Annotated in this window: 23 protein-coding genes; 19 read left to right on the top strand and 4 right to left on the bottom strand. The window is 75.9% G+C overall.

The window, feature by feature from the left end; genetic code table 11:
* Nucleotides 1-42 precede the first annotated feature (42 nt).
* The 6 genes from BUE41_RS20010 to eccB all read left to right on the top strand — a co-directional run bounded on the left by BUE41_RS20010 (nt 43) and on the right by eccB (nt 6169).
* On the top strand, nt 43-615 hold the full coding sequence (locus BUE41_RS20010) for a TetR/AcrR family transcriptional regulator (RefSeq protein WP_073458815.1): 573 nt from the start codon (nt 43-45) through the stop codon (nt 613-615).
* Nucleotides 616-650: 35 nt separating this feature from the next.
* Nucleotides 651-1829, top strand: coding sequence for a Cmx/CmrA family chloramphenicol efflux MFS transporter (locus BUE41_RS20005; RefSeq protein WP_073458690.1), 1179 nt, complete (start codon nt 651-653; stop codon nt 1827-1829).
* A gap of 86 nt (nt 1830-1915) precedes the next feature.
* Entirely contained in the window at nt 1916-3319 is a 1404-nt protein-coding gene (locus BUE41_RS20000; protein ID WP_073458814.1) for a purine-cytosine permease family protein, read from the top strand.
* The gene (locus BUE41_RS19995) at nt 3306-3758 is read left to right on the top strand and encodes a nucleoside deaminase (RefSeq protein WP_073458689.1); all 453 of its coding nucleotides are present in this window, start codon (nt 3306-3308) and stop codon (nt 3756-3758) included. The genes BUE41_RS20000 and BUE41_RS19995 overlap by 14 nt, the downstream gene beginning before the upstream one ends.
* Complete coding sequence (locus BUE41_RS19990; protein WP_073458688.1) at nt 3755-4696, top strand: isopenicillin N synthase family dioxygenase; 942 nt, start codon at nt 3755-3757, stop codon at nt 4694-4696. Before BUE41_RS19995 ends, BUE41_RS19990 begins: the two co-directional genes overlap by 4 nt.
* Nucleotides 4697-4750: 54 nt before the next feature.
* Nucleotides 4751-6169, top strand: a complete 1419-nt coding sequence (eccB, locus tag BUE41_RS19985) for a type VII secretion protein EccB (RefSeq protein ID WP_073458687.1) — start codon at nt 4751-4753, stop codon at nt 6167-6169.
* A gap of 72 nt (nt 6170-6241) precedes the next feature.
* Here the strand turns inward: eccB and BUE41_RS30875 are convergent, their stop codons facing one another.
* From BUE41_RS30875 to eccD, 3 genes are all read right to left on the bottom strand, one after another.
* Nucleotides 6242-6505, bottom strand: coding sequence for a hypothetical protein (locus tag BUE41_RS30875; protein WP_159444938.1), 264 nt, complete (start codon nt 6503-6505; stop codon nt 6242-6244).
* A gap of 142 nt (nt 6506-6647) precedes the next feature.
* Nucleotides 6648-7904 (bottom strand): type VII secretion-associated serine protease mycosin, encoded by a 1257-nt coding sequence (mycP, locus tag BUE41_RS19975; protein ID WP_073458685.1) that lies wholly within the window; start codon nt 7902-7904, stop codon nt 6648-6650.
* Nucleotides 7901-9235 (bottom strand): type VII secretion integral membrane protein EccD, encoded by a 1335-nt coding sequence (gene eccD / locus BUE41_RS19970; RefSeq protein WP_073458684.1) that lies wholly within the window; start codon nt 9233-9235, stop codon nt 7901-7903. The genes mycP and eccD overlap by 4 nt, the downstream gene beginning before the upstream one ends.
* Nucleotides 9236-9376: 141 nt before the next feature.
* Here eccD and eccCa point away from each other — a divergent pair, with 141 nt between their 5' ends.
* The 9 genes from eccCa (at nt 9377) to BUE41_RS19925 (ending at nt 18559) form a co-directional block, all read left to right on the top strand.
* Entirely contained in the window at nt 9377-13246 is a 3870-nt protein-coding gene (eccCa, locus tag BUE41_RS19965) for a type VII secretion protein EccCa (protein ID WP_073458683.1), read from the top strand.
* Entirely contained in the window at nt 13239-14501 is a 1263-nt protein-coding gene (locus BUE41_RS19960) for a type VII secretion-associated protein (RefSeq protein ID WP_073458682.1), read from the top strand. Before eccCa ends, BUE41_RS19960 begins: the two co-directional genes overlap by 8 nt.
* A 129-nt stretch (nt 14502-14630) precedes the next feature.
* Nucleotides 14631-14981, top strand: coding sequence for a WXG100 family type VII secretion target (locus tag BUE41_RS19955; protein WP_073458681.1), 351 nt, complete (start codon nt 14631-14633; stop codon nt 14979-14981).
* A 3-nt stretch (nt 14982-14984) separates the two neighbouring features.
* Nucleotides 14985-15275, top strand: a complete 291-nt coding sequence (locus BUE41_RS19950) for a WXG100 family type VII secretion target (RefSeq protein WP_073458680.1) — start codon at nt 14985-14987, stop codon at nt 15273-15275.
* 159 nt (nt 15276-15434) lie between these two features.
* Nucleotides 15435-15878, top strand: coding sequence for a 50S ribosomal protein L13 (gene rplM, locus BUE41_RS19945; RefSeq protein ID WP_073458679.1), 444 nt, complete (start codon nt 15435-15437; stop codon nt 15876-15878).
* A 143-nt stretch (nt 15879-16021) separates the two neighbouring features.
* Nucleotides 16022-16441, top strand: coding sequence for a 30S ribosomal protein S9 (gene rpsI / locus BUE41_RS19940; protein ID WP_425595332.1), 420 nt, complete (start codon nt 16022-16024; stop codon nt 16439-16441).
* Nucleotides 16442-16455: 14 nt separating this feature from the next.
* On the top strand, nt 16456-17793 hold the full coding sequence (gene glmM / locus BUE41_RS19935; protein ID WP_073458678.1) for a phosphoglucosamine mutase: 1338 nt from the start codon (nt 16456-16458) through the stop codon (nt 17791-17793).
* Between the two features lie 53 nt (nt 17794-17846).
* A complete protein-coding gene (locus BUE41_RS19930; protein WP_073458677.1) occupies nt 17847-18116 on the top strand; it encodes a hypothetical protein in 270 nt (89 codons plus the stop codon).
* Nucleotides 18113-18559, top strand: coding sequence for a hypothetical protein (locus BUE41_RS19925; protein WP_073458676.1), 447 nt, complete (start codon nt 18113-18115; stop codon nt 18557-18559). Before BUE41_RS19930 ends, BUE41_RS19925 begins: the two co-directional genes overlap by 4 nt.
* Before the next feature lie 6 nt (nt 18560-18565).
* Here the strand turns inward: BUE41_RS19925 and BUE41_RS19920 are convergent, their stop codons facing one another.
* Entirely contained in the window at nt 18566-19399 is an 834-nt protein-coding gene (locus BUE41_RS19920; protein WP_073458675.1) for a dienelactone hydrolase family protein, read from the bottom strand.
* Nucleotides 19400-19485: 86 nt separating this feature from the next.
* On the opposite strand from BUE41_RS19920, the gene BUE41_RS19915 reads away from it, so the two are divergent.
* The 4 genes from BUE41_RS19915 (at nt 19486) to tsaE (ending at nt 23919) form a co-directional block, all read left to right on the top strand.
* The gene (locus BUE41_RS19915; RefSeq protein ID WP_073458674.1) at nt 19486-20928 is read left to right on the top strand and encodes a bifunctional ADP-dependent NAD(P)H-hydrate dehydratase/NAD(P)H-hydrate epimerase; all 1443 of its coding nucleotides are present in this window, start codon (nt 19486-19488) and stop codon (nt 20926-20928) included.
* Between the two features lie 239 nt (nt 20929-21167).
* Nucleotides 21168-22325: an alanine racemase gene (alr, locus tag BUE41_RS19910; protein ID WP_073458812.1), complete on the top strand. Its 1158-nt coding sequence runs from the start codon at nt 21168-21170 to the stop codon at nt 22323-22325.
* Complete coding sequence (locus BUE41_RS19905) at nt 22322-23458, top strand: alpha/beta fold hydrolase (RefSeq protein WP_073458673.1); 1137 nt, start codon at nt 22322-22324, stop codon at nt 23456-23458. The genes alr and BUE41_RS19905 overlap by 4 nt, the downstream gene beginning before the upstream one ends.
* Before the next feature lie 8 nt (nt 23459-23466).
* Nucleotides 23467-23919: a tRNA (adenosine(37)-N6)-threonylcarbamoyltransferase complex ATPase subunit type 1 TsaE gene (gene tsaE / locus BUE41_RS19900; RefSeq protein WP_073458811.1), complete on the top strand. Its 453-nt coding sequence runs from the start codon at nt 23467-23469 to the stop codon at nt 23917-23919.
* Nucleotide 23920: the final 1 nt, after the last annotated feature.

The following is a 23920-nucleotide window of genomic DNA, read 5'->3' as shown; positions in this document are numbered from 1 at the left end:
GTTTTGTATGGATCAGTCCAAAACTGTGCTACCGTCGTGGCCGTGCCGAGGCCGAGGACCTTCGACGAGGCGAGCGTGCTGGACGCGGCGATGCGCGCGTTCTGGGAGACGGGGTTCGCCGGCACCTCGACCGAGGCGCTGTGCGCCGCCACCGGGCTGCGCCGCAGCAGCATCTACAACACGTTCACCGACAAGCACCGGCTGTTCCTCGCGGCGCTGGAGCGGTACTGCGAGGAGGCGTTCCGCCGGGCCAGCGAGGTCCTGGAGCGAGACGCACCCGTCCGCGATCGCGTGCGGGAGCTGCTCGGTCAGGGCGTGCAACCGCCGCCGGACGAGCCGGCCGGGTGCCTGGTGGTGAACACCGTCGTGGAGCTGGGCGAGTCCGATCCCGAGGTGGCACGACTACTGCGGCGGGACGGGGAGCGGCGGCTGGCGCTCCTGCGGGACGCCTTCGCCGCCGCGCAGTCCGCAGGTGAGATCGATCCCGGCCGGGATCCCGAGGCGCTGGCCCGGTTCGTCATCGCGACGGTCAGCGGCATGCGCGTGGCCGCGCGCGCCGGGGCCGGGCCGGACGAGCTCGCCGCGATCGCCGACACCGCCGTCACCGCGCTCTGACGCGCGCTGCACCGCTTCTTTCCGTGGGGGGAACCATGCCGTTCGCCGTCGTCGTGCTCGGCGTCGCGATCTTCGCGCAGGGCACGTCCGAGCTGATGCTCACCGGGCTGCTGCCGATGATCGTCGCCGACCTGGGCGTGTCCGTACCGCAGGCCGGGCTGCTGATCTCCGGGTTCGCCGTCGGGATGCTCGTCGGGGCGCCGGTGCTCGCCGTCGCCACGCTGCACCTGCCGCGGCGCACGTCGCTGCTGGGGTTCGTCAGCGCGTTCGCCGCCGCGCACGCGGTGGGCGCGCTCGCCCCCGGCTACGGGGTGCTGATGGTGACCCGGGTCGTCGCCGCGGTCGTCTACGCCGGGTTCTGGGCGGTCGCCACCGTCACCGCCGCAGCACTGGTGCCGGCTGAACGCCGGGCGCGGGCCATGGCCCTGGTCGCGGGCGGGCTCACCGTCGCTGCCGTCGCGGGAATGCCGCTCGGGACGCTGATCGGCGAGCAGTGGGGTTGGCGGGCCGCGTTCTGGACGATCGCGGCGATGTCCGCGGCCGTCGGCGTCGGGATCCGGCTCTCGGTGCCGGCGGACGCGGCCGACCCGGGACCGCGGCCCGCCGTGGCCGCCGAACTGCGGGCGATGCGCAACCCCCGGCTCTGGCTCGCCTACAGCACGAACGCCCTGACCACCACGGCCGTGCTGATCGTGTTCAGTTACCTCGCGCCGATGCTCGTCGAGGTCACCGGCCTGTCGTCGGTGGCGGTGCCCGCCGTGCTCGGCCTGTACGGGATCGGTTCCGTCATGGGCATCGCGCTGGCCAGCCGCACCGCCGACAGGTGGCCGATGCCGACCCTGCTCGGGGCGCTCGCCGCGCTCGCCGCGCTCGCCGTCGTGCTCGGTGCCGGGCTCGGCTCGCCGGTGGTCGCGGTCACGACGATCGGGTTGTTCGGCGTCGCCGCGTTCGCCACGAACCCCGTGCTCACCGCCCGGGTGTTCGACCTGGCCGGGCAGGCCCGCACACTGGCCGCGGCCACGAACGTCTCGGCGTTCAACGTCGGCATCACGGTCGGGCCCGCGATCGGTGCGGCGATCATCGGCGCCGGCCTCGGCTACGTCGCCCTCACGTGGGCGTCTGCGGCGGCCGCGCTGCTCGCTGCGGGCACCGTCGCCGCGCTGCGCACCCCGCACCCGGCGGCCGAGCCCGTGTGCACAGCCGACCCGGCGTGACCGGCGTGCAAGACGGCTGCGAACACTGTGTTACAGCTGGTCAGGCGGCTTGCCTCAGCGCGGGCGCTGGGCTGAGGGTGATCGGCGTGAGCGTCGAACCGGGCACCTCGTCGCGGCACTACGGGAGCAAGGTCGTCGCCGTCGAACCGGGTGGCAACGAGCCGATCCCGGACGAGGAGCGGCACGGCAGGCCGATCCGGCTGTTCTGGATGTGGACCTCGCCGAACCTCGAGTTCGCGACGATCTTCGTCGGCGTCCTGTCGGTGCTGGTCTTCAAGCTGACGTTCGGCCAGGCCGTGGCGGCGATCCTGCTCGGCAACGGCCTCGCCGCGATCGCGCACGGCGTGCTCTCGGCGCACGGGCCCCGCGTGGGCGTCCCGCAGATGGTGCTCGGACGGCTCGCCTTCGGCTACCGCGGCAACGCGCTGCCGGCCGGATTGATGACGATCACGTCGGGGTGCGGGTGGTTCGCCGTTAACAGCGTGAGCGCGTCGTTCGCGCTGACCGAGCTGACCGGGCTGCCGGTCGTCGCGGCGCTGGTGCTGGTCGTGCTCGTGCAGGTCGGGGTGGCGTTCTTCGGGCACAACCTGGTGCACGCGTTCGAGCGGGTGGCCTTCCCCGTCCTCGCGGTGATCTTCCTGATCGGCGCGGTGATCGTGCTGACCGGGTTCGATCCGGCCGCGCTGCCCGCCGAGGGCGGCACCGGCGGGCTCGCGGGGTTCCTCCTCACCGTCGGCGCCGTGTTCGGCTACACAGCCGGGTGGAGCCCTTACGCGGCCGACTACGCGCGCTACCTGCCCGCGGACAGCCCGCGGCTGCGCACCGGGCTCGCGGCCGGGATCGGGTTGTTCACGTCCACCTCGCTGCTCATGATCGTCGGGGCGGCGTCGGTGTGCGCCGCGACCGGAGCCGGGCTGACCTCGGACAACCCCACCGCGAACTTCACCGGGCTGCTGCCCGGCTGGCTCGCCGCGCTCACCCTGCTCGCGATCGTGCTGGGCGCCGTCGCCGCGAACGTGCTGAACGTGTACTCGGGGGCGATGGCGTTCCTGTGCCTCGGCATCGACGTGCCGCTGGCGCGGGCCCGTGCGGCGGTGGCCGTCGGGTTCGGGATCGTCGGGTTCGTGATCGCGCTGCTCGCGCTGCCCGACGCCGCGCACGGCTACGAGAGCTTCCTGCTCGTCATCGTCTACTGGATCGGGCCGTGGCTGGGCATCACGCTCGCCGACATGGCGCTGCGCCGGCGCACCCCGGCGTCCGAGCTCCTCTACGACCGCAGCTACACCAACCACGCCGGGCTCGTCGCGCTCGTCGTCGGCATCGTCGTGTCGGTGCTGCTGTTCGCCAACCAGGAGCTGTACACGGGCCTGGTCGCGGAGGCCGTGCCCGAGATCGGCGACCTCGGGTTCGCCACCGGGTTCCTGGTCGCCGCCGCCCTGTACGCGCTGCTGTTCCGCAGGCTCGGTGGGCACACTGATGCCCGTGACTGATCACGAGTTGCTCGCCGTCGCCGTCGCGGAGGCCAAGGCCGGGCTCGCCGAGGGTGGGATCCCGATCGGGGCCGCGCTGGTCGCCGCTGACGGCACCGTCCTCGGCCGCGGCCACAACCGGCGCGTCCAGGACGGCGATCCGTCGATGCACGCCGAGACCGCCGCGTTCCGGGCGGCGGGCCGGCAACGCGACTACCGCACCACCACCATGGTCACCACGTTGTCGCCGTGCTGGTACTGCTCGGGGCTGGTGCGCCAGTTCGGCATCGGTCGGGTGCTGATCGGCGAGTCGCGGACGTTCCACGGCGGCCACGACTGGCTCGCCGAGCACGGCGTGGAGATCACGATCCTCGACGATCCCGAGTGCGTCGCCCTCATGACCGACTTCATCGCCGCCAACCCGCAGCTGTGGAACGAGGACATCGGGGAGCCCTCATGATCCCGACCATCGATCTCGCCGCCTGGCGCACCGGGAACCCGGCCATCGAGCGCATCGTCGACACCGCCCTGCAGCGGGCCGGGTTCCTGCTGGTCACCGGGCACGGTGTGGCGGACGAGCTGCGCCGGGACCTGCGCGTGGCCGCTCGCCGCTTCTTCCGGCTGCCCACCGAGGTGAAGCAGCGCTACGCGGCCCGCATCGGCGGACGCGGCTGGCTGCCGCCGGGTGTCGAGGCGAACGCGCTCGCCGAGGGCACACCGACCCCGCCGGACCTCAAGGAGTCGTTCGCGATCGGGCCGGACAGCTCGACCGGGGATCCCGCCGTCGACGCGGTGTGGTTCCCGCCGAACGTGTGGCCCGACGAGATCCCCGAGCTGCAGGCGGTGGCCGCTCGCTACGTCGCGGCGATGACGCGGGTGGCGCACGACCTGCTGGAGCTGTGCGCGACCGCGCTCGGCCAGGAGCGCGACGCGCTCACCCGGCTCGCCCGCAACCCCACGTGGACGTTCAACATCAACCGGTACCCGCCGCTGTCGGAGGTGGGGCGGCCCGAACCGGGGCAGTACCGCATCGGCCCGCACACCGACTTCGGCACCGTCACCGTGCTCGACAGGGAACCCGGCGCGGGTGGCCTGCAGGTCGACGTCGAGCCGCGCGGCTGGATGGACGCGCCGTACGACCCGGCCGCGCTCACGATCAACATCGGTGATCTGCTGGAGCACTGGACCGGTAAGCGCTGGCGCTCCGGCCGGCACCGCGTGCTGCCGCCGCAGCCGTCCGCGCCGCACGAAGAGCTGATGTCGCTGGTGTTCTTCTTCGAGCTCGACCACGACGCCGTCGTCACGCCGCTCGAGCCGCCGGTGGGCAAGGTCGCCGGGTTGGATCCCGTGGTGTCGGCGCCGTTCATCAAGGAGCGGCTGGACGCGATCTCGGTCTGACGAGTTCTCCGGAACACCCCCGCGGCGGCGGCGCGGCTCGCTAGCGTCTCCCCTGTGTCCCGTGCGAGTCTCCCCGCCACTCGGGACCAGGTCGACGGCTACCGCTACGGCATGCGCCGCCTCGAGGCCGCCCTCGTCCGCGGCGATCCCGTTCCGCTGCACGAGCAGGTCCGCAGCCAGCGCCGCGCCGCGGGCGGCAGCGTCGCCCTCGGTGCGCTCGCCGTCGCCGCCTGCTTGCTCGTCGCCCTGATCAGCCCGAAGCCGCTGTGGCAGCGCTCGGCCGTCGTGGTCGGTCAGCAGTCCGGCGCGATGTACGTGGTCGCCCGCGATCCCGATCGCCTCGTCCCGGTCACCGATCTGCTCGCGGCCCGGCTCGTCATCGCCGCCCTCGCTCGCAGCGGTGCCGCCCCGACCGATCCGGCCACCGCGGAACCGGTCGTCGTGCCGGACGACGGCATCGCCGACGCGCCGCGCACCGCCGCCGCGAACGTCCCGGGCGCCCTCGCCACCCGCCCCGACGTCTCGATCGAGCCGCGCTGGGCCCTCTGCGACGCCGTCGACCTGGACGGCCGCCTCGTCGCGACCACCGTCCTCGCCGGCCCGCTCCCGCAGCCACCCGCCCCCGGTCCCGTCGACGACGCCGGCCTGCTCCGCGATCCCGGCGGCCGCCTGTGGTTGGTCGCCGACGGCCGCCGCCACCAGATCGACTCCACCGACGCCCGCGTCCTCGCCACCCTCGACCGCTCGCGAGCGCGCCAGGCCTCCGCTGCCCTCGTCGACGCGATCCCGGAGGGCGCCCCTTACCGCGTGCCACCCGTCCCCGGCCGCGGCCGACCAGGGCCGTCCGGCTTGGACGCCGCCGTCGGCGACGTCCTCGTCACGCACACCGCCGACGGCCAGGACCGCTACCTCGTCACCTTCACCGACGGCGTGCAGGAGATCCCCCTCGGCATCGCCACCCTCCTCCTCGACGGCGCCCCAGCGCGGGAGACGACGCTCGCCGCCATCGGCGCAGCAGGCTCCGTCCACCGCCTGCCCGTCGACCAGTGGCCGAGCCGCCCGTTCCGCTTCCCCAGCCCGACCGATCTCCCCGTCACCTGCTGGACCTGGCACCCCGACCGCCCCGTCGGCACCGCCCGCACGACAACCACCCTGCCCATGCCGACCGGCACCGCCGTCGCCGTCACCCTCGCCCAGTCCGACGGCCCCGGCCCCGCGATCGACGCCGCCGTCGTCGGCGCAGGCGGCGCCGTCCGCGGCACCGCTCCTGACCGCCTCGGCACCGACGGCCCGATCTGGCTCGTCTCCGCCAGCGGCGTCACCCACGGCGTCGCCGACCAACCCACCGCCGCAGCCCTGGGCGTGCAAGACACCCACCCCGCGCCGGAGCGGCTCCTCCGCCTCCTACCCGGCGGTCCGACCCTCAGCCGGCCCGACGCCGTCACCCTCGTGGACGTGCCGCAGCCCGGATGAACAGGTTCATGGGGCGCGACTTCGCCGCCTCAGCTTGCGAGGTGGTCGCCGGCTGACCCCGATCTCCTTGGCCTAGTCGTGCAGCGCGCAGTATCCGTTGCCGAGGTCGGTCGGTCCGTCGTCGCTGTGGCGGACGCGGTGATCGATGTGGTGGATCGGGGTGTCGCGGTAGGGGGCGGTGCAGTGGCCGTCGTCGGGGGCTGTGATGGTGGTGGCGAGGGGGCCGTGGAATCCGTGGCTGCGGGTTTCGCCGTCGATGGTGGCGCCGTCTGTGGTGATGAGGCGCCGGATGGTTTTCTGGCTTTCGCCGTTGGCGAGCAGTGCGACGGGGGGCAACTCGCGCACCTCAACGGGGCAACTCGCGCTCCCCAGAAGGGCAACTCGCCGCTCTGAGAGGGACAACTCGCCGCCATGGTAAACCGCCATGGAAAACCCCAACTCGCCGTCGTGAGATCCGCACTCGCGCGCCGCGGCCCCGTCACCGCCGCGCCCCCACCACCCCGGCCACCCCCACGACAACGACGAGCACCCCGATCCCGAGCAGATCGACCGGCACCGCGCCCGCCGGCGCCGTAACCTCGTCGCCGGTCCCCGCCAGGGTCGCCACGGATTCCTCCCCGGAGAACGGCTCCGCCGTGACCGCTGCCAGCGGGTCGACGACCCCGAACCCCACGGCCTGGTCCCGCCCGTGCGGCGCTCGTCGCGCCGTGACCACGATCCGCTCCGTCACCTGCCGAGCGGAGAGCTGCGGATACCGCTCCCGCAACACCGCAGCCAGCCCCGCGACCCACGGCGCAGCGAAACTGGTCCCGTTGACCGGTGAAGCCGTGTAGCCCCCGCTCGGGGAGAGCGAGTACAGCTCCGTCCCCGGTGCGGCGACGTCCACGTACGGCGCGCGGAAGCTGAACCCCGCCGGCGCGTCGAACGCGTCGACCGCGCCGACCGCCAGCACCTCGTCGTCGAACCACGCGGGCATCGACACCAGTCCTTCGCCGGTGCACGCCCGGCCGGCCGCGTTGCCCATCGCCGCCACGACGACGACGTCGCGGGCGACGGCGTAGTCGAGCGCCGCGTGGACCAGCTCGCCGACCGCGCCGGCCCGTTCGGCGGGCACGCACGCCGCCTCGCTCATGTTGATCACGGTCGCGCCCTGGTCGACGGCCAGGACGATGGCCTTGGCCAGGGTGGTCGTGGTGCCGGGGGAGACCTCGGCGCCGAGGGCGTCGGTGATCGTCACGGCGTCGCTGGTCTGGCGGACGGACAGCACTTCGGCGTCCGGGGCGACACCGACCATCCCGGTGGTCCCCGGCGGCGGTTTCGCCGCGATGATGCCGGCGACCGCGGTGCCGTGGCCGTCGCAGTCCTGCAGCCCGTCGCCGCCCGCGAGGTAGTCGCCGCCGCCGATCAGCCGGCCGGCGAGGCCGGCGTGGGGTGCCACCCCGGTGTCGATCACGGCGACGCGCTGCCCGCGTCCGGTGGCGATGCGGTGCAGCTCGGCGAGCCGCATCCGGGCCGCCTCGGACCGCAGGAGTTCGGCGCCGGCCGGTTCCGGGGCCCCGCACACCACGGGGCCCAGCTGAGCGGTCTCGGGCGTGGGTCGGGCACCCGACGGCGGTGCCGACCGCACGGGCGGCGGCACCGGCGGCCGGTCCTCGGCCGCCACCGCAGGCGGGGCGGCGAGCGCCAGGAGGCACACCACGAGGGCGGCCGCGCTGATCCCGCTGCGGGCGCTCACAGGCCGCGCACGATCCGGTAGACGTCCATGACGCCCAGCGCCAGCGGGACGGCGGCCACGACGAGCGCCCCCTCGACCAGGTCGACGACCCGGCGGGTGACGGGTCCCGGCGGGGCGGCGGCCCGCCCGGTCACGAGCAGCCCGCCCGCGCAGACACCGGCGAGCACCAGCCCGGCCACCGGGGCGAGGACGGTCGAGCCGACGATCACCGCGAGCCCACCGGCTCCGGCGAGCGCGGCCCACAGCGCCGCCCGCGCCGGAACGTGGTCGGCGTAGCAGCGGGACCGCAGCGCCAGCGAGGCGACCGCCACCCCCGCGTACGCGAGCCCCCACCGGTGGTCGAGGACGCCGACGATCGCCGCTCCCGCCGCGGTGACCGCCGCGCAGCCCGCGGTGAGCCCGCCCAGGTAGCCGCGGGCCAGCGCGGCCCGCTCGGCCAGCTCGTCCGGCGGCAGCTCCGCCGGTTCGGGATCGCCCGGTCCAGCCGGCCGGGGCAGCCCGGCGAGCCGCACCGCTGTGCGCGGCAGCACCGGCGCGAGCACGAGCGCCGCCGCGGATCCGGCGGCCGCCGCCGCGCCGGCGGGCAGGCCCAGCCGCATCCCGATCAGGGCGACGCCGGTCAGGACCGCCGCGACCACCACCGCGATCAGCGCCGGCGCCACCACCCGCACGACGGCCTGGGCGATCGTGGCGGCCACCCCGGCCGCGGCCACCGCGAGCAGCAGCCCGCCCGCCGGGTCCGGCAGCGCGGTCCAGCCGGCCGCCGCCGCGAACGGGACGGCGATCAGGGCCGCGGTGCCGGCAGCGGCCGGTCCCGGTTCGGGCCGCCGGGCGAGCACGTGCGCCGCCCCCAGCGCGCCGGCGGCGGAGAGCGCCGCGACGACGGCCGAGCCGGCCGCACCCGGGCCGGCCGCCGCGCACGCGCCCCCGCCTACGACCGCGACCCCGAGCAGGGCCGCGGAGCCCGCCGGCCCGGCGAGCGGAGGGGCCTCGTCCGCGGTGGCGGCGATCGCGTCGACCGGGTCGTCGAACACGGGCGGCGGTGGCGCGGTGCCGGCGGGGGCGAGCCGCAGCAGCTCCCCGTCGGGCACGGCCAGCTCGTCCAGCGTGGCGCCGGTGGGCAGCACGCCGCCGCCCGCGCCCGACAGCCGCCACGGCACCGGGCGCCGACCGCCGCTCCGCGGCTCACCGACCAGCTCTAGCAGCATCGGGACCAGCTCGGCCACCGGGACGTCCGCCGGCAGCGCGACGTCCACGCTCGTGCGCGGGGCCAGCACGGTCAGCCGGCAGAACGCACGACTCCCGGCCACCGCCCACCCCGGTTCCACCATCGGTCGGATTTCCCGAACGGCCCCGGAACGTCCGGGGTGCTGCCTAGCATCGCAGGGCCGGATGAACCCGTGGGGCCGTTCGGCGGAACTCGTCGGAACGGGCCCCGCTCGGCGCGGCTCCAGCTCGGAAGGCGCGAACCGGTGGCGACGCTGCAGCTGCGCAGGCCGGCGCGGACGCGGCCGCGCCCACCCTCGGGCGAGATCGAGCTGATGGCGCCGCCGGAGCCGGAACGGCTGGTCCCGCCCGGGCTGCTGCAGCGGCTGATGCCGCTGGTCATGCTGCTCGGCGCGGTCGGGTTCGTCGTGATCGCCCCCCGCAACCCGGTCAACTGGATGTTCGGCGCGATGTTCGCGCTGTCCACCGTGGGCATGCTCGTCGCGGGCACCGGCAGCACCACCGGCAGCGCGCGCACCGCCCGCATCGACGAGGAGCGCCGCGACTACCTGCGCGGACTCGCTGAGACACGCGCCGAGGTGCGCACGGTCACGGCCCAGCAGCGCGCCGCCGCGGAGGCCGTCCACCCGGATCCGGCGGCGTGGCCCGAGGTGCTGGCCGCGGGGCGGCTGTGGGAGCGCCGCCTCGCTGACGACGACTTCGGGAACGTGCGGATCGGTTGCGGGGTGCAGCGGCTGGCCACCCGCCTGATCGCCCCGCAGGCCGGTCCGCCCGAGCGGATCGAGCCGATCGCGACGGCGGCGCTGCGCCGGTTCCTGCGCGCCCACTCGGTGGTGCCCGATCTCCCGGTGGCGCTGTCACTGCGCGCCAGCTCCACCGTGTGGCTGGAGTCCGAACGCACCGATCTGGTGCCCGCTCGCGCGCTGGCCCGCGCGGTCGTCGCCCAGTACGCGCTGTGGCACGGGCCGGACGAGGCGCTGCTGGCCGTCGTCGCCGGCCCGCGGGCGCTGCCGGAGTGGGAGTGGACGAAGTGGCTGCCGCACGTCGAGCACCGGCGCCGCCGCGACGCGATCGGCCCGCTGCGGATGATCACCGGCAGCACCGACGAGGTGCGCCGCTGGTGGCTCACCGAGCTGACCGGCCGCCCGCCCGGCCCGGGGGCGGGCGATCCGCACCTGCTGCTCGTCGTCGACGGGGTGGCGGAGGGGCTCGGGCCGTGGGCGGGCGTCGCCGGGGTCACCGTGCTGCGCGTGGGCGCCCCACCCGGCCGCCGTGCGGGGCCGACCGTGGTCCGGCTGCGGGTCGGGCCGGGCACCCTGGAGCGTGCCGGCACCGGCGAGGACGAGGGCGCCGCGCCGGTCGGCCGGCCGGATGCGCTCTCGGTCGCCGAGGCCACCGCGCTGGCGCGCCGGCTGGCCCGCTACCGGGTCGGCGCCGCGGACGACGGCGAGCCGGGGACGCGGTCGCGCCCGGACGGGCTGCCCGCACTGCTCGGCCTGAGTCCGCACGAGATCACGCCCGCCGGGATCGACCGGTTGCGCACCCGTTGGGCGCGCGAGCCCACCGACCGGCTGCGGGTGCCGCTCGGCGTCGACGAGCACGGCGGCGCGGTGGCGCTCGACCTGAAGGAGTCCGCGCAGGGCGGCAGCGGCCCGCACGGGCTGTGCATCGGCGCGACCGGGTCCGGCAAGAGCGAGCTGCTGCGCACGCTGGTGCTCGGCCTGGTGGCCACGCATCCGCCCACCGAGCTCAACCTGGTGCTCGTCGACTTCAAGGGCGGGGCCACGTTCCTCGGCATGGCCGGGCTCGCGCACACCGCCGCGGTGATCACCAACCTGGCCGACGAACTGACCCTCGTCGACCGCATGGCCGACGCGCTGGCCGGCGAGGTCACGCGCCGCCAGGAGCTGCTGCGCGCTGCGGGCAACCTGGCGGACGTCACCGAGTACGCAGCGGTCCGCCGCGGCGGAGCCGATCTGCCGCCGCTGCCCGCGCTCTTCGTCGTGGTCGACGAGTTCTCCGAGCTGCTGGCGCAGCGGCCCGAGCTGATCGAGCTCATGGTGACGATCGGCAGGCTCGGCCGCTCGCTCGGCCTGCACCTGCTGCTCGCCTCCCAACGGCTCGACGAGGGCAGGCTACGCGGGCTGGAGTCGCACCTGTCGTACCGGATCGCGCTGCGCACGTTCTCCGCCGCCGAGTCGCGGGCCGTGCTCGGGGTGCCCGACGCGCACCAGCTGCCCGCCGCGCCGGGCTCGGCCTTCCTGTCGACCGGCACCGACGAGCTGATCCGGTTCCGGGCGGCGTACGCGTCCGGGCCGGGCAGCACCACCGCGCCGCAACCCGGACCGGTGGCGCCGCGGCGCGCGCACCGGTTCGGGCCCGCGCCCGTCCCGCTGCTCGAGCCGCCCGCCACCCCGTCCGAGGACGACCCGATGGCACCGTCGGTGTTCGACGCGGTCGTCGCCGCACTAGCCGGGGACGGCCCGCCCGCGCACCGGGTGTGGCTGCCGCCGCTGGCCGATCCGCCCGCGCTCGACGAGCTGGGCGGCCCGCCGCCGGGGCCGCTGCGGGCCGCGATCGGCGTGATCGACCGCCCGCAGCAGCAGCGGCGCGATCCCTGGGTGATCGACCTGGCGGGCGCCGCCGGGCACGTCGCGATCGTGGGCGGGCCGCAGGCGGGCAAGTCCACCGCCGTGGCCACGCTGCTGCTCGCCCTCGCGGCCGCGCACCGCCCGGACGAGCTCGGCGCGCACGTCGTGGCCTTCGGCGGTGCGGTGCTCACCGGGATCGCCGGTCTCCCGCACGTCGGCACGATCGCCGGTCGGCAGGACCCGGACCTGGTGCGCCGGATCGTCGCCGAGGTCGCCGGCACCGTGGCCCGCCGCGAGCGGCTGTTCCGCGACGCCGGCCTCACCTCCGTCGAGGAGTTCCGGGTCCGCCGCGCCGCCGGCGCGTTCCCCGACGAGCCCGCCACCGACCTGCTGCTCGTCGTCGACGGCTACCAGACCCTGCGCAACGACTTCGACGACGTGGAGGCGCGGCTGCTGCCGCTGGTCGCGCGGGGCCTGTCCTACGGCGTGCACGTCGTGCTGACGGCCGGCCGCTGGGCGGAGCTGCGGCCCGCGGTGAAGGACCAGGTCACCGGGCGGATCGAGCTGCGCCTCGGCGAACCGGCGGAGAGCGAGGTGGACCGGCGCGCGGCGGGCGCGGTGCCGCCCCGCGGCGGGCACGGGCTCGCGCCGGACGGGGCGGCCGCGGTGATCGCCGCACCGCGCCGCGCCGGCGGGGACACCGCCGCTCTGGTCGCCGCGATCACCGCGGCCGCCGGCCCGCACCGAGTGGCGCCGGTGCGGCTGCTGCCCCGCCGGATCGCGCTCGCCGACCTGCCGTCGCCCGCCGAGCCCGCCGCGCGGGGTCTGCCGATCGGGGTGGACGAGGAGGCGCTGGCGCTCGTCCAGCTGGACTTCACCGCCGAACCGCACCTCGTCGCCTTCGCCGACGCGGAGAGCGGCAAGACGACGCTGCTGCGCGTGCTCGCGCGGGGCATCGTCGAGCAGCACCCGCCGGAGGAGGCGCGGATCGTGCTCGTCGACCACCGCCGCACCCTGCACGGGGAGCTCCCGGAGAGCCACCTCATCGGCTGCACGAGCACCCCCGCGGCGACCGCCGCGGCCGCGGAGGAGGTCGCCGCCGCGCTGCGGGCCCGGCTGCCCGGGCCCGAGGTGAGCGCGCGCGAGCTGCGGGAGCGGTCCTGGTGGTCCGGCCCCGAGGTCTACGTGCTCGTCGACGACTACGACCTCGTCGCCCCGTCCGGCACGACGACGCACCCGCTGTTCCCGCTGGTGGAGTTCCTGCCGCTGGCCAAGGACGTCGGGCTGCACGTCGTGCTGACCCGGCGCTCCGGCGGCGCCGGGCGGGCGCTGTACGACCCGGTGCTCGGACGGCTGCGCGAGCTGGGTGCGCCCGGGCTGGTGATGAACGGCAGCCGCGACGAGGGCGCGCTCGTGGAGGGCGTGCGCCCGGCCGCGGAACCGCCCGGCCGCGGCACGCTCGTCGACCGCCGCCGCGGGGCCCGCCGGATCCAGCTCGCCTGGGTGCCGCCCGGCCATGCCTGACCCGCACCTGCGAGTGGCCGTGCAGCCGGGTGCGGCGGTCGTGCGGATCGCGGTGGCCGGGCGGGCGGGCCCGCAGGTGGTCGCGCAGCTGCCGCCGGGTGCGGGCGACCTCGCCGAGGTGGTCCGGCGCTGGGGCGGGCGGCAGCCCGCCGAGCTGCTGCTCGTGCACCCGGCGACGGCGGACCCGGCGACGGTGGCGGCCACGGTCGCCGCGGCGGCACCGCTGGCGCGCTCCGTGCGGGCGGTCCCGGCCCCGGTGGCCGCCGCGGCCGGGACGGACGCCGTCGCCGTCCTCGACGCGGGCCGCACCGGGGTGGAGATCACCGTGCTCGGCTCCGGCACCGTGCGCGTTCCGGGCGGTGGCGCGGCGCTCGACGCGCGGCTCGGCGTGCCCGCGGAGGTGCGGGAACGGCTGTCTCTGCGGGCCCGGGACGCGGGCGTCGTCCCGGCGCTCGCCGAGGTGCTGGCCGGCCCCGTCGCGGCGCTGCGGGCGGCGCTCGACCGCGCCGGCGTGGCCGGGTCGGTGCTGCTGGTCGGCGGCCTGGCGCGTATCCCGGAGCTGGCCGAAGCGGTGGACGCGGCCGGGATCGCCGGTGCGCGGGTGCCGCTCCGGCCGGAGGTGGCCGCGGTGCTCGGTGCACTGCGCCTGCCCCCGCTCCCGGCGCCCGAGGAGGAACCCGAGTCGCCGCGCTGGCTCCCGCCCGCGCCGCCGCCCGCCCGCCGCCGCGTCCGGGCCGGGGCGGCCGCACTCGCCGCCGCCGGGCTGCTGGGGATCGGGCAGGTCCTGCCGAGCCCGCCGGCCACCGTGCCGCTCGCGATCGCGCCGCCCGGGATCGTCCAGTACGGGTACGCGGCCGCGCTGCCGGACGGCTGGGCGCACACCGGCGGCCGTCCCGAGCGGCGGCGGACCCTGCTCGCCCCGCGCACCGCCCCGCAGGGCAGCGATCTGATCGCGATCGAGGCCTCCCCGCTCGGCTACGACGCCACCGCCGAGCCCGAGCGGGCGGCGCGGGAGCTGCGCGCCGTGTACGAGGCCGGCGGGAGCCGCCTCTCCGGTTACGACCCCGGGGCGACGTACGCCGGTCGCGCGGTCACCCACTACCGCCAGGACGGGCCCGACGGGCTCGTCGTCGACTGGTACGTGCTGTTCGAGCGGGACACCCAGCTGTCGGTGGGCTGCCAGCGCACCCGGGCGGGCGCCGCGGCGGTGGCGGCGGCCTGTGCGACCGTCGTCGGGACGCTGCACCGTACCTGAGCGCGGGCGATCGCGGGCCGGAACGCGGCAGATCGTTCGCACCTGCACACGACTCGCCCGGAACCGCCCCGCGCCGCACCGGCGGCTGCGAGCCTCGGCGAGGTCCGACGACGACCCGGGGAGGCAGGCATGACGCAACCAGGAGCCGGTCTGGGCACCCAGACCGACGTCATGGCACGGGCGGCCCAGCACGTGGCCGGCGTGCGGTCCGACATCGAGGCGCAGCTCGCCGCGCTGCGCAGCCGACTGGAGGCGCTGCCGGAGTTGTGGCAGGGCGCGGCCGGGGCGGCGTTCGTCGCCGCGATGGCCCGCTGCGACCAGGATTCGCGCCTGCTCGCCGGTGCCCTCGGCGGGATCGCCGATCAGCTGCGCACCTCCGGAGTGGCGTACGACACGACCGAGCAGGAGCAGCACCGCGCCGTCGTGCAGTCGGCCGAGCAGACCACCACCGGGATCACCGCTGCGCTGAAGGGACTCTGAGCCGTGAGCACCATCAAGGTCGACTACGCCGGGCTCGCCGCCGCGAGCGCCGACATCCGCCGCACCGCCGAGGCGATCGACGCTCAGCTCGCCGACCTGCAGACCTTCCTCGCCCCGCTGGTCGCCGCGTGGACCGGCGCCGCGGCGGAGGCCTACCAGGAGAAGCAGCGGATCTGGAACACTGCGCAGGCAGACCAGCAGGCGGTCCTCGCGCACATGGCGAAGCTCCCGCTCGTCGCCCTGGAGCGCTACCAGGCGGTGGAGAGCCGGGTCAGCCAGACGTTCCGCGCATGAGGCTCGCGGCCCGGCCGGGGGGTGGTTACGCACCCCGCCGAACCGCCGAGTACCCTTGACCTTCGATGTGCGGCGCGTGGGCGCTCGCGGCGGGACTTCCGCTGCGCCTCGCGGGACCCGCACCTGCGCACCACAGCCGAGAAGCACAGAGGTAGGTCCGTGTCCACGTACAGCCCCAAGCCCACCGAGATCACGCGCGCGTGGCACGTCATCGACGCCACCGACGTCGTGCTCGGCCGGCTGGCCTCCCAGGCTGCCACCCTGCTGCGGGGCAAGCACAAGCCGACGTTCGCCCCCCACATCGACACCGGCGACTTCGTCATCATCGTCAACGCCGAGAAGGTCGCGGTGTCGGGCAACAAGCGGGACGAGAAGTTCGTCTACCGCCACTCCGGCTACCCGGGCGGCCTCCGCAAGCGCACCGTCGGCGAGATGCTCGAGAAGCACCCGGACCGGCTGGTCGAGAAGGCGATCAAGGGCATGCTCCCGAAGAACCGCCTCGGCCGGGCCCAGGCGAAGAAGCTCAAGGTCTACGCAGGCCCGGAGCACCCCCACGCCGCCCAGCAGCCCACCCCCTGGGAGATCACGCAGGTGGCGCAGTGAGCAGCCCTGAGAACCCCGAAGAGGACCTGAACGCCGTGAGCAGCCCCGAGAACCCCGCCGAGGGCACGTACGACCCCGAGGCAGGCGTCGTCGAGGAGTACGCCGACCAGTACGCCGAGGGCGTCGAGGAGGTCGCCGTCGACATCGCCGCTCCCGCGGAGCAGGCGGTGTACGCCGAGCGCCCGATCCAGACCGTGGGTCGGCGCAAGGAGGCGGTCGTGCGCGTGCGGCTGCTGCCGGGTTCGGGCAACTTCACGCTCAACGGCAAGTCGCTCGAGGAGTACTTCCCGAGCAAGCTGCACCAGCAGATGATCCGGGAGCCGCTGGTCACGGTCGAGAAGACCGACCGGTACGACATCTTCGCCAACCTGCGCGGCGGCGGCATCTCCGGCCAGGCGGGTGCGCTGCGCCTGGCCATCGCCCGCGCGCTGGTGGAGGCTGACCCCGAGGACCGGCCGCCGCTCAAGCGTGCCGGCTTCCTCACCCGTGACCCGCGGGTCATCGAGCGCAAGAAGTACGGCCTCAAGAAGGCCCGCAAGGCGCCTCAGTACAGCAAGCGCTGAGACCGGCGCCGAACGTGTCTCGACTCTTCGGCACGGACGGCGTTCGCGGCCTCGCCAACGGCGAGCTCCTCACCCCGGAGCTCGCCGTTGCGGTTTCCGCGTCCGCTGCTCGCGTGCTCGCCGAGAGTGACCGGTCCCACCGGACCGTCGCGGTCGTCGGCCGTGATCCGCGGGCCAGCGGCGAGATGCTGGAGGCGGCGGTCGTCGCCGGACTCACCTCTGCCGGTGCCGACGCCGTCCGGCTCGGGGTGCTGCCCACCCCGGCCGTCGCGTACCTGGTGGAGGCGCTGGGCGCCGACCTGGGCGTGATGATCTCCGCCTCGCACAACCCGATGCCGGACAACGGCATCAAGCTCTTCGCAGCAGGTGGGCACAAGCTGCCCGACGCCGTCGAGGACGCGATCGAGGCCGGGATGAAGGTCGACGCGCCGCGCCCGACGGGGGCGGACATCGGCCGGGTCCGCGACGACGCGTCCGCGGTGGACCGCTACGTCAAGCACCTTCTGGCGACCACGACCGAGCCGCTGGCCGGGTTGACGGTGGTCGTCGACTGCGCGCACGGGGCGGCGTCGCGGGCCGCGCCCGAGGCGTACCGGCGAGCGGGCGCCGAGGTCGTGGCCATCCACGCGGATCCGGACGGGCTCAACATCAACGACGGGGTGGGTTCGACCCACATCGAGAAGCTGCAGCGCGCCGTCGTCGAGCACGGCGCCGCGCTGGGCATCGCCCACGACGGCGACGCCGACCGCTGCCTCGCCGTCGACGAGACGGGTGCGGTGGTCGACGGCGACCACATCATGGCGATCCTGGCCGTCGCGATGCGCGAGGCCGGAGAGCTGGTCGACAACACCCTCGTCGCCACCGTGATGAGCAACCTCGGCCTGCACCTGGCGATGCAGGACGCGGGGATCACCGTGCGCACCACCGGTGTCGGCGACCGGTACGTGCTGGAGGAGCTGCGCGCCGGCGGCTACACGCTCGGCGGCGAGCAGTCCGGCCACGTCGTGATGCCGCGGCACGCCACCACCGGCGACGGCCTGCTCACCGCGCTGCAGCTGATGTGCCGGATGGCGGCCACGAAGGCGCCGCTGTCCGAGCTGGCCGGGATCGTCACCGCACTGCCGCAGGTGCTGATCAACGTGCGGGTGGCCGACAAGGCCGCGGTGGCCGCGTCGCCCGCCGTCACCGAGGCCGTCGCCGCCGCGGAGGCCGAGCTGGGCCGCACCGGCCGGGTGCTGCTGCGTCCGTCGGGCACCGAGCAGGTCGTGCGCGTGATGGTGGAGGCCCCTACCCAGGAGCAGGCCGACGCCGTCGCGCGGCGGTTGGCCGAGGTCGTCGGCAGCGTCACCTAGCGACTTCCCCCGTTCCGGCCCGCAGTCCGCGGGGGATCGGCCACGATGGTCCGATGGTGGGCCTGCACCGCGATCCCGAGCTGCTGCGGGCGCACTCCCGTACGGCGGCCGCGCTCGCCGCCACCGCCGCGGCCGCGGTCGACGGCGGGCGCGATCTCGACGTCGTGCCCGTCGTCGCCGCTGAGGTCGACCGGCTGGTCGCCGCCGTCGGGCGCGCGGTGGCCGAGCTCGAGGACACGGCCGCGGCGCTCGCCGCGGCGGCCGAGGTGGCTGGGGTCGACGCCGAGCTGGCCGACCGGATCCGGCGGGCGCTCGGGCCGTGACGGAACCCACAGACGCCGTCGCCTGGTGCGTCCGGCTCGGGGCGGTGCTGACCGAGGTCGGCGACGAGATCGGGGCGCTCGCCGGTCGTGTGGCGCGCGACTGGCCGGACGCGGAGGGCGCGCAGCGTGCGGAGCGGCTGACGCTGCTGCAGCGCTCGGTGTTGCGCACCGCCGAGGAGATGGCCGAACTGGGCGTCCGGCTGGAGCGGGCGGCCGCCGGGCTCGGCCCGATCGGGGGCCTGGCGGTGCTGCTGGGCCGGCTGGCCGCGCTCAGCAGCGCCCGACCTGCGGACGAACCGGGTGTCCGGCTCGCCGACGTCGCCGGCGAGCGGGTCGCGGACGGCACCGGGCTGCGGCTGCCCGGCACGGAGCCGAACCGCACGGCACCGGACAGCACGGAACCAGACGGCACGGAACCAGACAGCACGGCACCGGACGGCTGAGCCCGGTCAGCGGTGCCCGCGCTCGATCAGTTCGGTGCCGGGCACCTTCCCGTCGACGAGCACGTCGACGCGGTCCTCGCCGCACAGGTGCTTGAGCAGGAACGCCGTGACCAGCGCGCGGGTGAGCTTGCGGGTCTTGCCGTCCGGCCGCCCGGCCAGCAGCAGGTCGGTCCAGTGCCGGCCCTGCAGGAAGCCGGTGTGCTGGGCCTTCGGCAGCACCCGCTGCACGACCGGGCCGGTGGCCGCGGCAGCGAGCTGGTCGGCGTGCCCGGCGGGCGGCGCGATCGTGTCGCGGCCCGCGGTCAGGTGCAGGACCGGCACGGTGAGCGTGCGTGCGGCCTCGATGACGCCAGGGTGGGACTGCACCGGGGTGAGGGTGACGACCGCGCCCAGCCGCGGCTTGCCTGCCGCAGCGAGCAGGGCGGCGCCTGCGCCGATCCCGTGGCCGGCGAGCGCGGTGCGGCGCGAGTCGACGCTGATCCGGCCGTCGCCGAGCCGCACGCCGACGCACACGTCGAGGGTGGTGCGCAGGTCGGCGGCGAACCCCTGCGCGCTGGGGAACGGCCCGCGGTGGTTGTTCGGGGCGGCCGTGACGAATCCCCAGGTGGCCAGGTGGCGCAGCAGGTCGGCGTAGCGCTCGGCGGGCTGCAGCCAGTCGTGGCCGAACACCACGGCGGGCAGGCCGAGGCCCTGCTCGGGCGCGAAGACGACGCCGGGGATGCCCACCATGCCCAGGTCGCCGCGCAGCGGGGTGCACGGCCCGGGCCGGGACAGCTCCTCGATGGCCTGCTTGGCGGAGCTGCCCTTCGACGGGCGCGCCGGGACAGCGGTTCGGCTCACGGCACGTGAACTTAGCGGGCCACGGGCGCCGATGCCCGCTCGGTCGCCCGGATCGACGACGCGGGCGCGGCGTAACTTCCGTCGGTATGGACGGGGTGTGGACGGCTGACCAGGTGCGCGCCGCGGAGGGCGCGCTGATGGCCGAGCTTCCGGAGGGCACGCTGATGCGCCGGGCGGCGTTCGGGCTGGCGGTGACGGCCACCCGGATGCTCGGCACGCCGCTGCCCGGGACCCGGGTGGCGCTGCTCGTCGGGTCCGGCGACAACGGCGGAGACGCGCTGTGGGCCGGCTACGAGCTGCGCCGGCGCGGGGTGGGTGTCACGGCGGTGCTCATGAACCCGGAGCGGGCCCACCCGGCCGGGCTGGTGGCGCTGCGCCGCGTGGGCGGCCGCGTGGTGGCCGGGACCGATCCGGCCGCGCCGCAGGTCGTGCGGCGCGCGCAGCTGGTGATCGACGGGATCGTCGGCATCTCGGGCAGGGGCGCGCTGCGCGACCCCGCCCCGGCGCTGGTCGCGGCGGCCGACGAGGCCGGGGTGCCGATCCTGGCCTGCGACCTGCCCAGCGGCGTGGACTGCGACACCGGCGCGGTCGCCGGTCCCGCGGTGACCGCGGCCGCCACCGTCACGTTCGGGACCCGCAAGCCGGTGCACGCGCTGGCCGCGGACCGCTGCGGCCCGGTGCGGGTCGTCGACATCGGGATCGGCCCGTACCTGCCGGAGCCGCACGCGCACCTGCTGGAGGCCGCCGACGTCGCGGCCCGCTGGCCGGTGCCCGGCCCGGCCGACGACAAGTACACCCAGGGCGTCACCGGCGTCGCCGCCGGCTCGGCCACCTATCCCGGGGCGGCGGTGCTCGCCACGGGGGCGGCCGTGCTCGCGACCAGCGGGATGGTGCGGTTCGCCGGCTCCGCGGCCGACCGGGTGCGGGCCCGCTGGCCCGAGGTGATCGTGACCGATACGTTCGCCGCCGCCGGCCGCGTCCAGGCGTGGACGGTGGGCCCGGGCATCGGCACCGACGCCGCCGGCCGCGACCTGCTCGCGGCCGTGCTCGACGCGGGGGTGCCGGCTTGCGTCGACGCCGACGCGATCACCCTGCTCGCCCGGCACGCCGATCTGCGGGAGGCGGTGCGCGGTCGGCCGATCGTGATCACCCCGCACGCCGGGGAGTTCGCCCGCATCGCCGGCGAGGTGGGCCCGGACAGGGTCGCCGCCGCCCGCCGCGCCGCCGCCGAGCTCGGCGTGACCGTCCTGCTCAAGGGCAACACCACGGTCGTCGCCGACCCGGACGGGCGGGCGCTGGTGCATCCGTCGCCGACGTCGTGGGCGGCCACCGCGGGCTCCGGCGACGTGCTCTCGGGGATCATCGGCGCGCTACTGGCGGCGGGCCTGGAGCCGTGGTGGGCGGCCGGTTGCGCGGCGTGGGTGCACGCGCGGGCAGCCGGGCTGGCCGCCGCCGGCGCCCCCGCCCCGGCCACGGCGATCCAGGGCGCGATCCCGGAGGTGCTGCGGCAGCTGGATCTGCGGGCTTGAGCGTCGCGATCTCCGGTGAGCGCGCCCGGGGACGGCGCTGGGCCGGTGGCTTCGGCGACCGGCGGAGCACGGCGCTGTCGAGGTCTGATGCGCCCCCCACATCGCGCAAGTGCAGGTCGAAGCGGTGCCCATCGGCCCGGCGGACCGCCGGTTCACCCCCTGCGACGTCGAGATCCTCCCTGCGAGGTAGCTCACCCGCACGGCCCTCCGGCCGGAACGCCTCGGCCGCCGGTGGGATGATGCAGTTCGTGCCCTGCGACCGGACCCCGCGCGCCGAGGCCGTCGTCGATCTGGCCGCGGTCCGCCACAACGTGGGTGTGCTGCGGGCCGCCGCCCCCGATTCCGAGCTGATGGCCGTGGTCAAGGCCGACGGCTACGGGCACGGGGCGGTCGCCGTCGGGCGGGCCGCGCTCGCCGCCGGCGCCACCTGGCTCGGCGTGTGCACGCTGGAGGAGGCGCTCGCCCTGCGCGCAGGCGGGATCGACGCGCGGGTGCTCGCGTGGCTGCACTCGCCGGCCGACGACTTCGCGCCCGCCGTCGCCGCCGGGATCGACCTCGGGGTGAACTCGGTGGCGCACCTGTCGGCCGTGCTCGCTGCTGCCCGGGCCACCGGGCGCACCGCGCGGGTGCACCTGAAGATCGACACTGGGCTGTCCCGCGGCGGGGCCCCACCCGCGGACTGGCCGGACCTGGTGGACGCCGCGGCGAAGGCCGCTGCCGAGGGAACCGCGCAGATCGTGGGCCTGTTCTCCCACCTCTCCCACGGCGACGTCCCCGGCCACCCGACGCTGGACCGGCAGGCCGCGCGGCTCGCCGCCGCTTGGCAGCTCGCGCGCGAGCGCGGCCTGCGGCCGATCCGCCACCTCGCCAACTCCGGCGGCACGCTGATGCGCCGCCCGGACCTGGCGCTCGACATGGTCCGCACCGGCATCGCCGTCTACGGCCTCGATCCCTACGACCGGCCCGTGACGCAGAGCCCGCTGCGGCCCGTCATGCGGTTGCAGGCTCGGGTGCTGCTGGTCAAGCGGGTACCCGCGGGGGAGGGGGTCGCGTACGGCCACGACTGGGTCGCGCCCACCGACACCACGCTCGCCCTGGTCCCGCTGGGCTACGCCGACGGCGTGCCGCGGCGGCTCAACCGGCGTGGGCGGATGACCGTGCTGCTCCACGGGGAGCGCCGCCCGGTCGTGGGGCGGATCAGCATGGACCAGATCGTCGTCGACTGCGGCGACCTCCCCGTCGCGGAAGGGGACCTCGCGGTGCTGTTCGGCTCCGGTGCCGACGGCGAGCCCACCGCGCAGGAGTGGGCTGACGAGCTCGACACCATCCACTACGAGGTGGTCACCGGGGTCCGCGGCGCCCGGGTCACCCGCGTGGTCCGGGAGGACGCGTCGTGAACCGCCAGCAGACGATCTGGAGCGCGGTCGGCGCCGCCGGAGCCGCGGTCACCGGGCTCGCGGTCGGGGCCGCGGCCCGCAAGAGCAAGCAGATCGCGGCCGAGCGCCGCAGGCTCGCCGCCCAGCTGACCGGTGGCGCGATCCCGGGCGAGCAGCCGCCGGGGGAGCAGATCTCGGTGATCGCCGACGACGGGCTGCGGTTGTCCTGCGAGGAGATCGCCCCGCTGGACGGTGGCGAGCCCGACCTGACCGTGGTGCTCGTGCACGGCTTCGCGCTGGACCGGCGCACCTGGCACTTCCAGCGACGTACCTTCGCCGAGCTGCCCGGCGGGGGCGATGCCCCGCGCGTGCGCCAAGTGCTCTACGACCTGCGCAGCCACGGCCGCTCCGAGCGCGGTCCGCGGGAGAGCTGCACGATCGAGCAGCTCGGCCGCGACCTGGAGGCGGTGCTGCGCACGCTCGTGCCGGACGGGCCGATCGTGCTGATCGGGCACTCCATGGGCGGCATGACGGTGATGGCGCTGGCCGAGCAGTTCCCCCGGCTGTTCGAGGAGCGGATCGTCGGCGTCGGGCTGGTGTCCACCTCCGCGGGCGAAGTCGGGTCCGCGGGGCTGCCGAAGGCGCTGCTGTCGCGGCGCAACCCGCTCACCCGCGGCGTCGGGCTGCTCGCGCGGGTCCAGCCGACGCTCGTCGAGACCGGGCGGCGGCTGCTCGGCGACGTCATCTGGGCGATCACCCGCAGCTTCGCCTACGGCGACCGCAACGTGGCGCCGTGGCTCGTCGACCTCGTCGACAGCATGATCAGCGCGAACGCCGTCGACGCGCTCACCGACTTCGTCGACACCGTCAACTCGCACGACCGCATCGCGGCGCTGCCCGCGCTGGCCGGCTGCGAGGTGCTGGTCGCGGCCGGGGACGCCGACCGGGTCATCCCGTTCAGCCACGCCGAGCGGATCGCCGCCGAGCTGCCCGATGCCACGCTCGTGCGGTTCCCCGGCGTCGGGCACATGCCGATGCTGGAGCAGCCCGCGGCGATGGACGAGGCGCTGCTCGACCTGCTCCGGCGGAGCGCCCGGCGGATCGGCGGCCCGTCCCGGCCGGGGGTGCTGCGCAGGCTGCGGAGGCGGGCGTGACGCAACCGATGACCGTTCCCCTCGACACCCCGATCGAGCTGCCGGGCCCAGAGGACACCGAGGCGCTCGGGGAGGCGCTCGCCGCCGGGCTCGGCCCGGGCGACCTGGTGGTGCTGGCCGGCCCGCTCGGCGCGGGCAAGACGGTGTTCGTGCGGGGCCTGGCCCGCGGACTGGGGGTCGTCGGCCCGGTGACGTCGCCGACGTTCGTGATCGCCCGCGAGCACCGGCCCGGCCCGGGCGGCGCGGGCGTGCCGCTCGTGCACGTCGACGCCTACCGCCTCGGCGGCGCGGCCGAGCTGGACGACCTCGATCTCGACACCGACCTGGCCGAGGCCGTCGTCGCCGTCGAGTGGGGCGAGGGCGTGGCGGAGCGGCTCGCTCAGCAGCACGTGCTGGTGCGGCTGGAGCGGCGGCCGGACGACGTGCGGGTGGCCACGATCAGCGTCGTGGCCCGGCGGTGAC

Source organism: Pseudonocardia thermophila, from assembly GCF_900142365.1.
In the GTDB taxonomy this organism is placed as follows: domain Bacteria; phylum Actinomycetota; class Actinomycetes; order Mycobacteriales; family Pseudonocardiaceae; genus Pseudonocardia; species Pseudonocardia thermophila.
The sequence above is the reverse complement of the archived record's forward strand: the minus strand, read 5'-3'. Positions and strand labels throughout refer to the sequence as shown.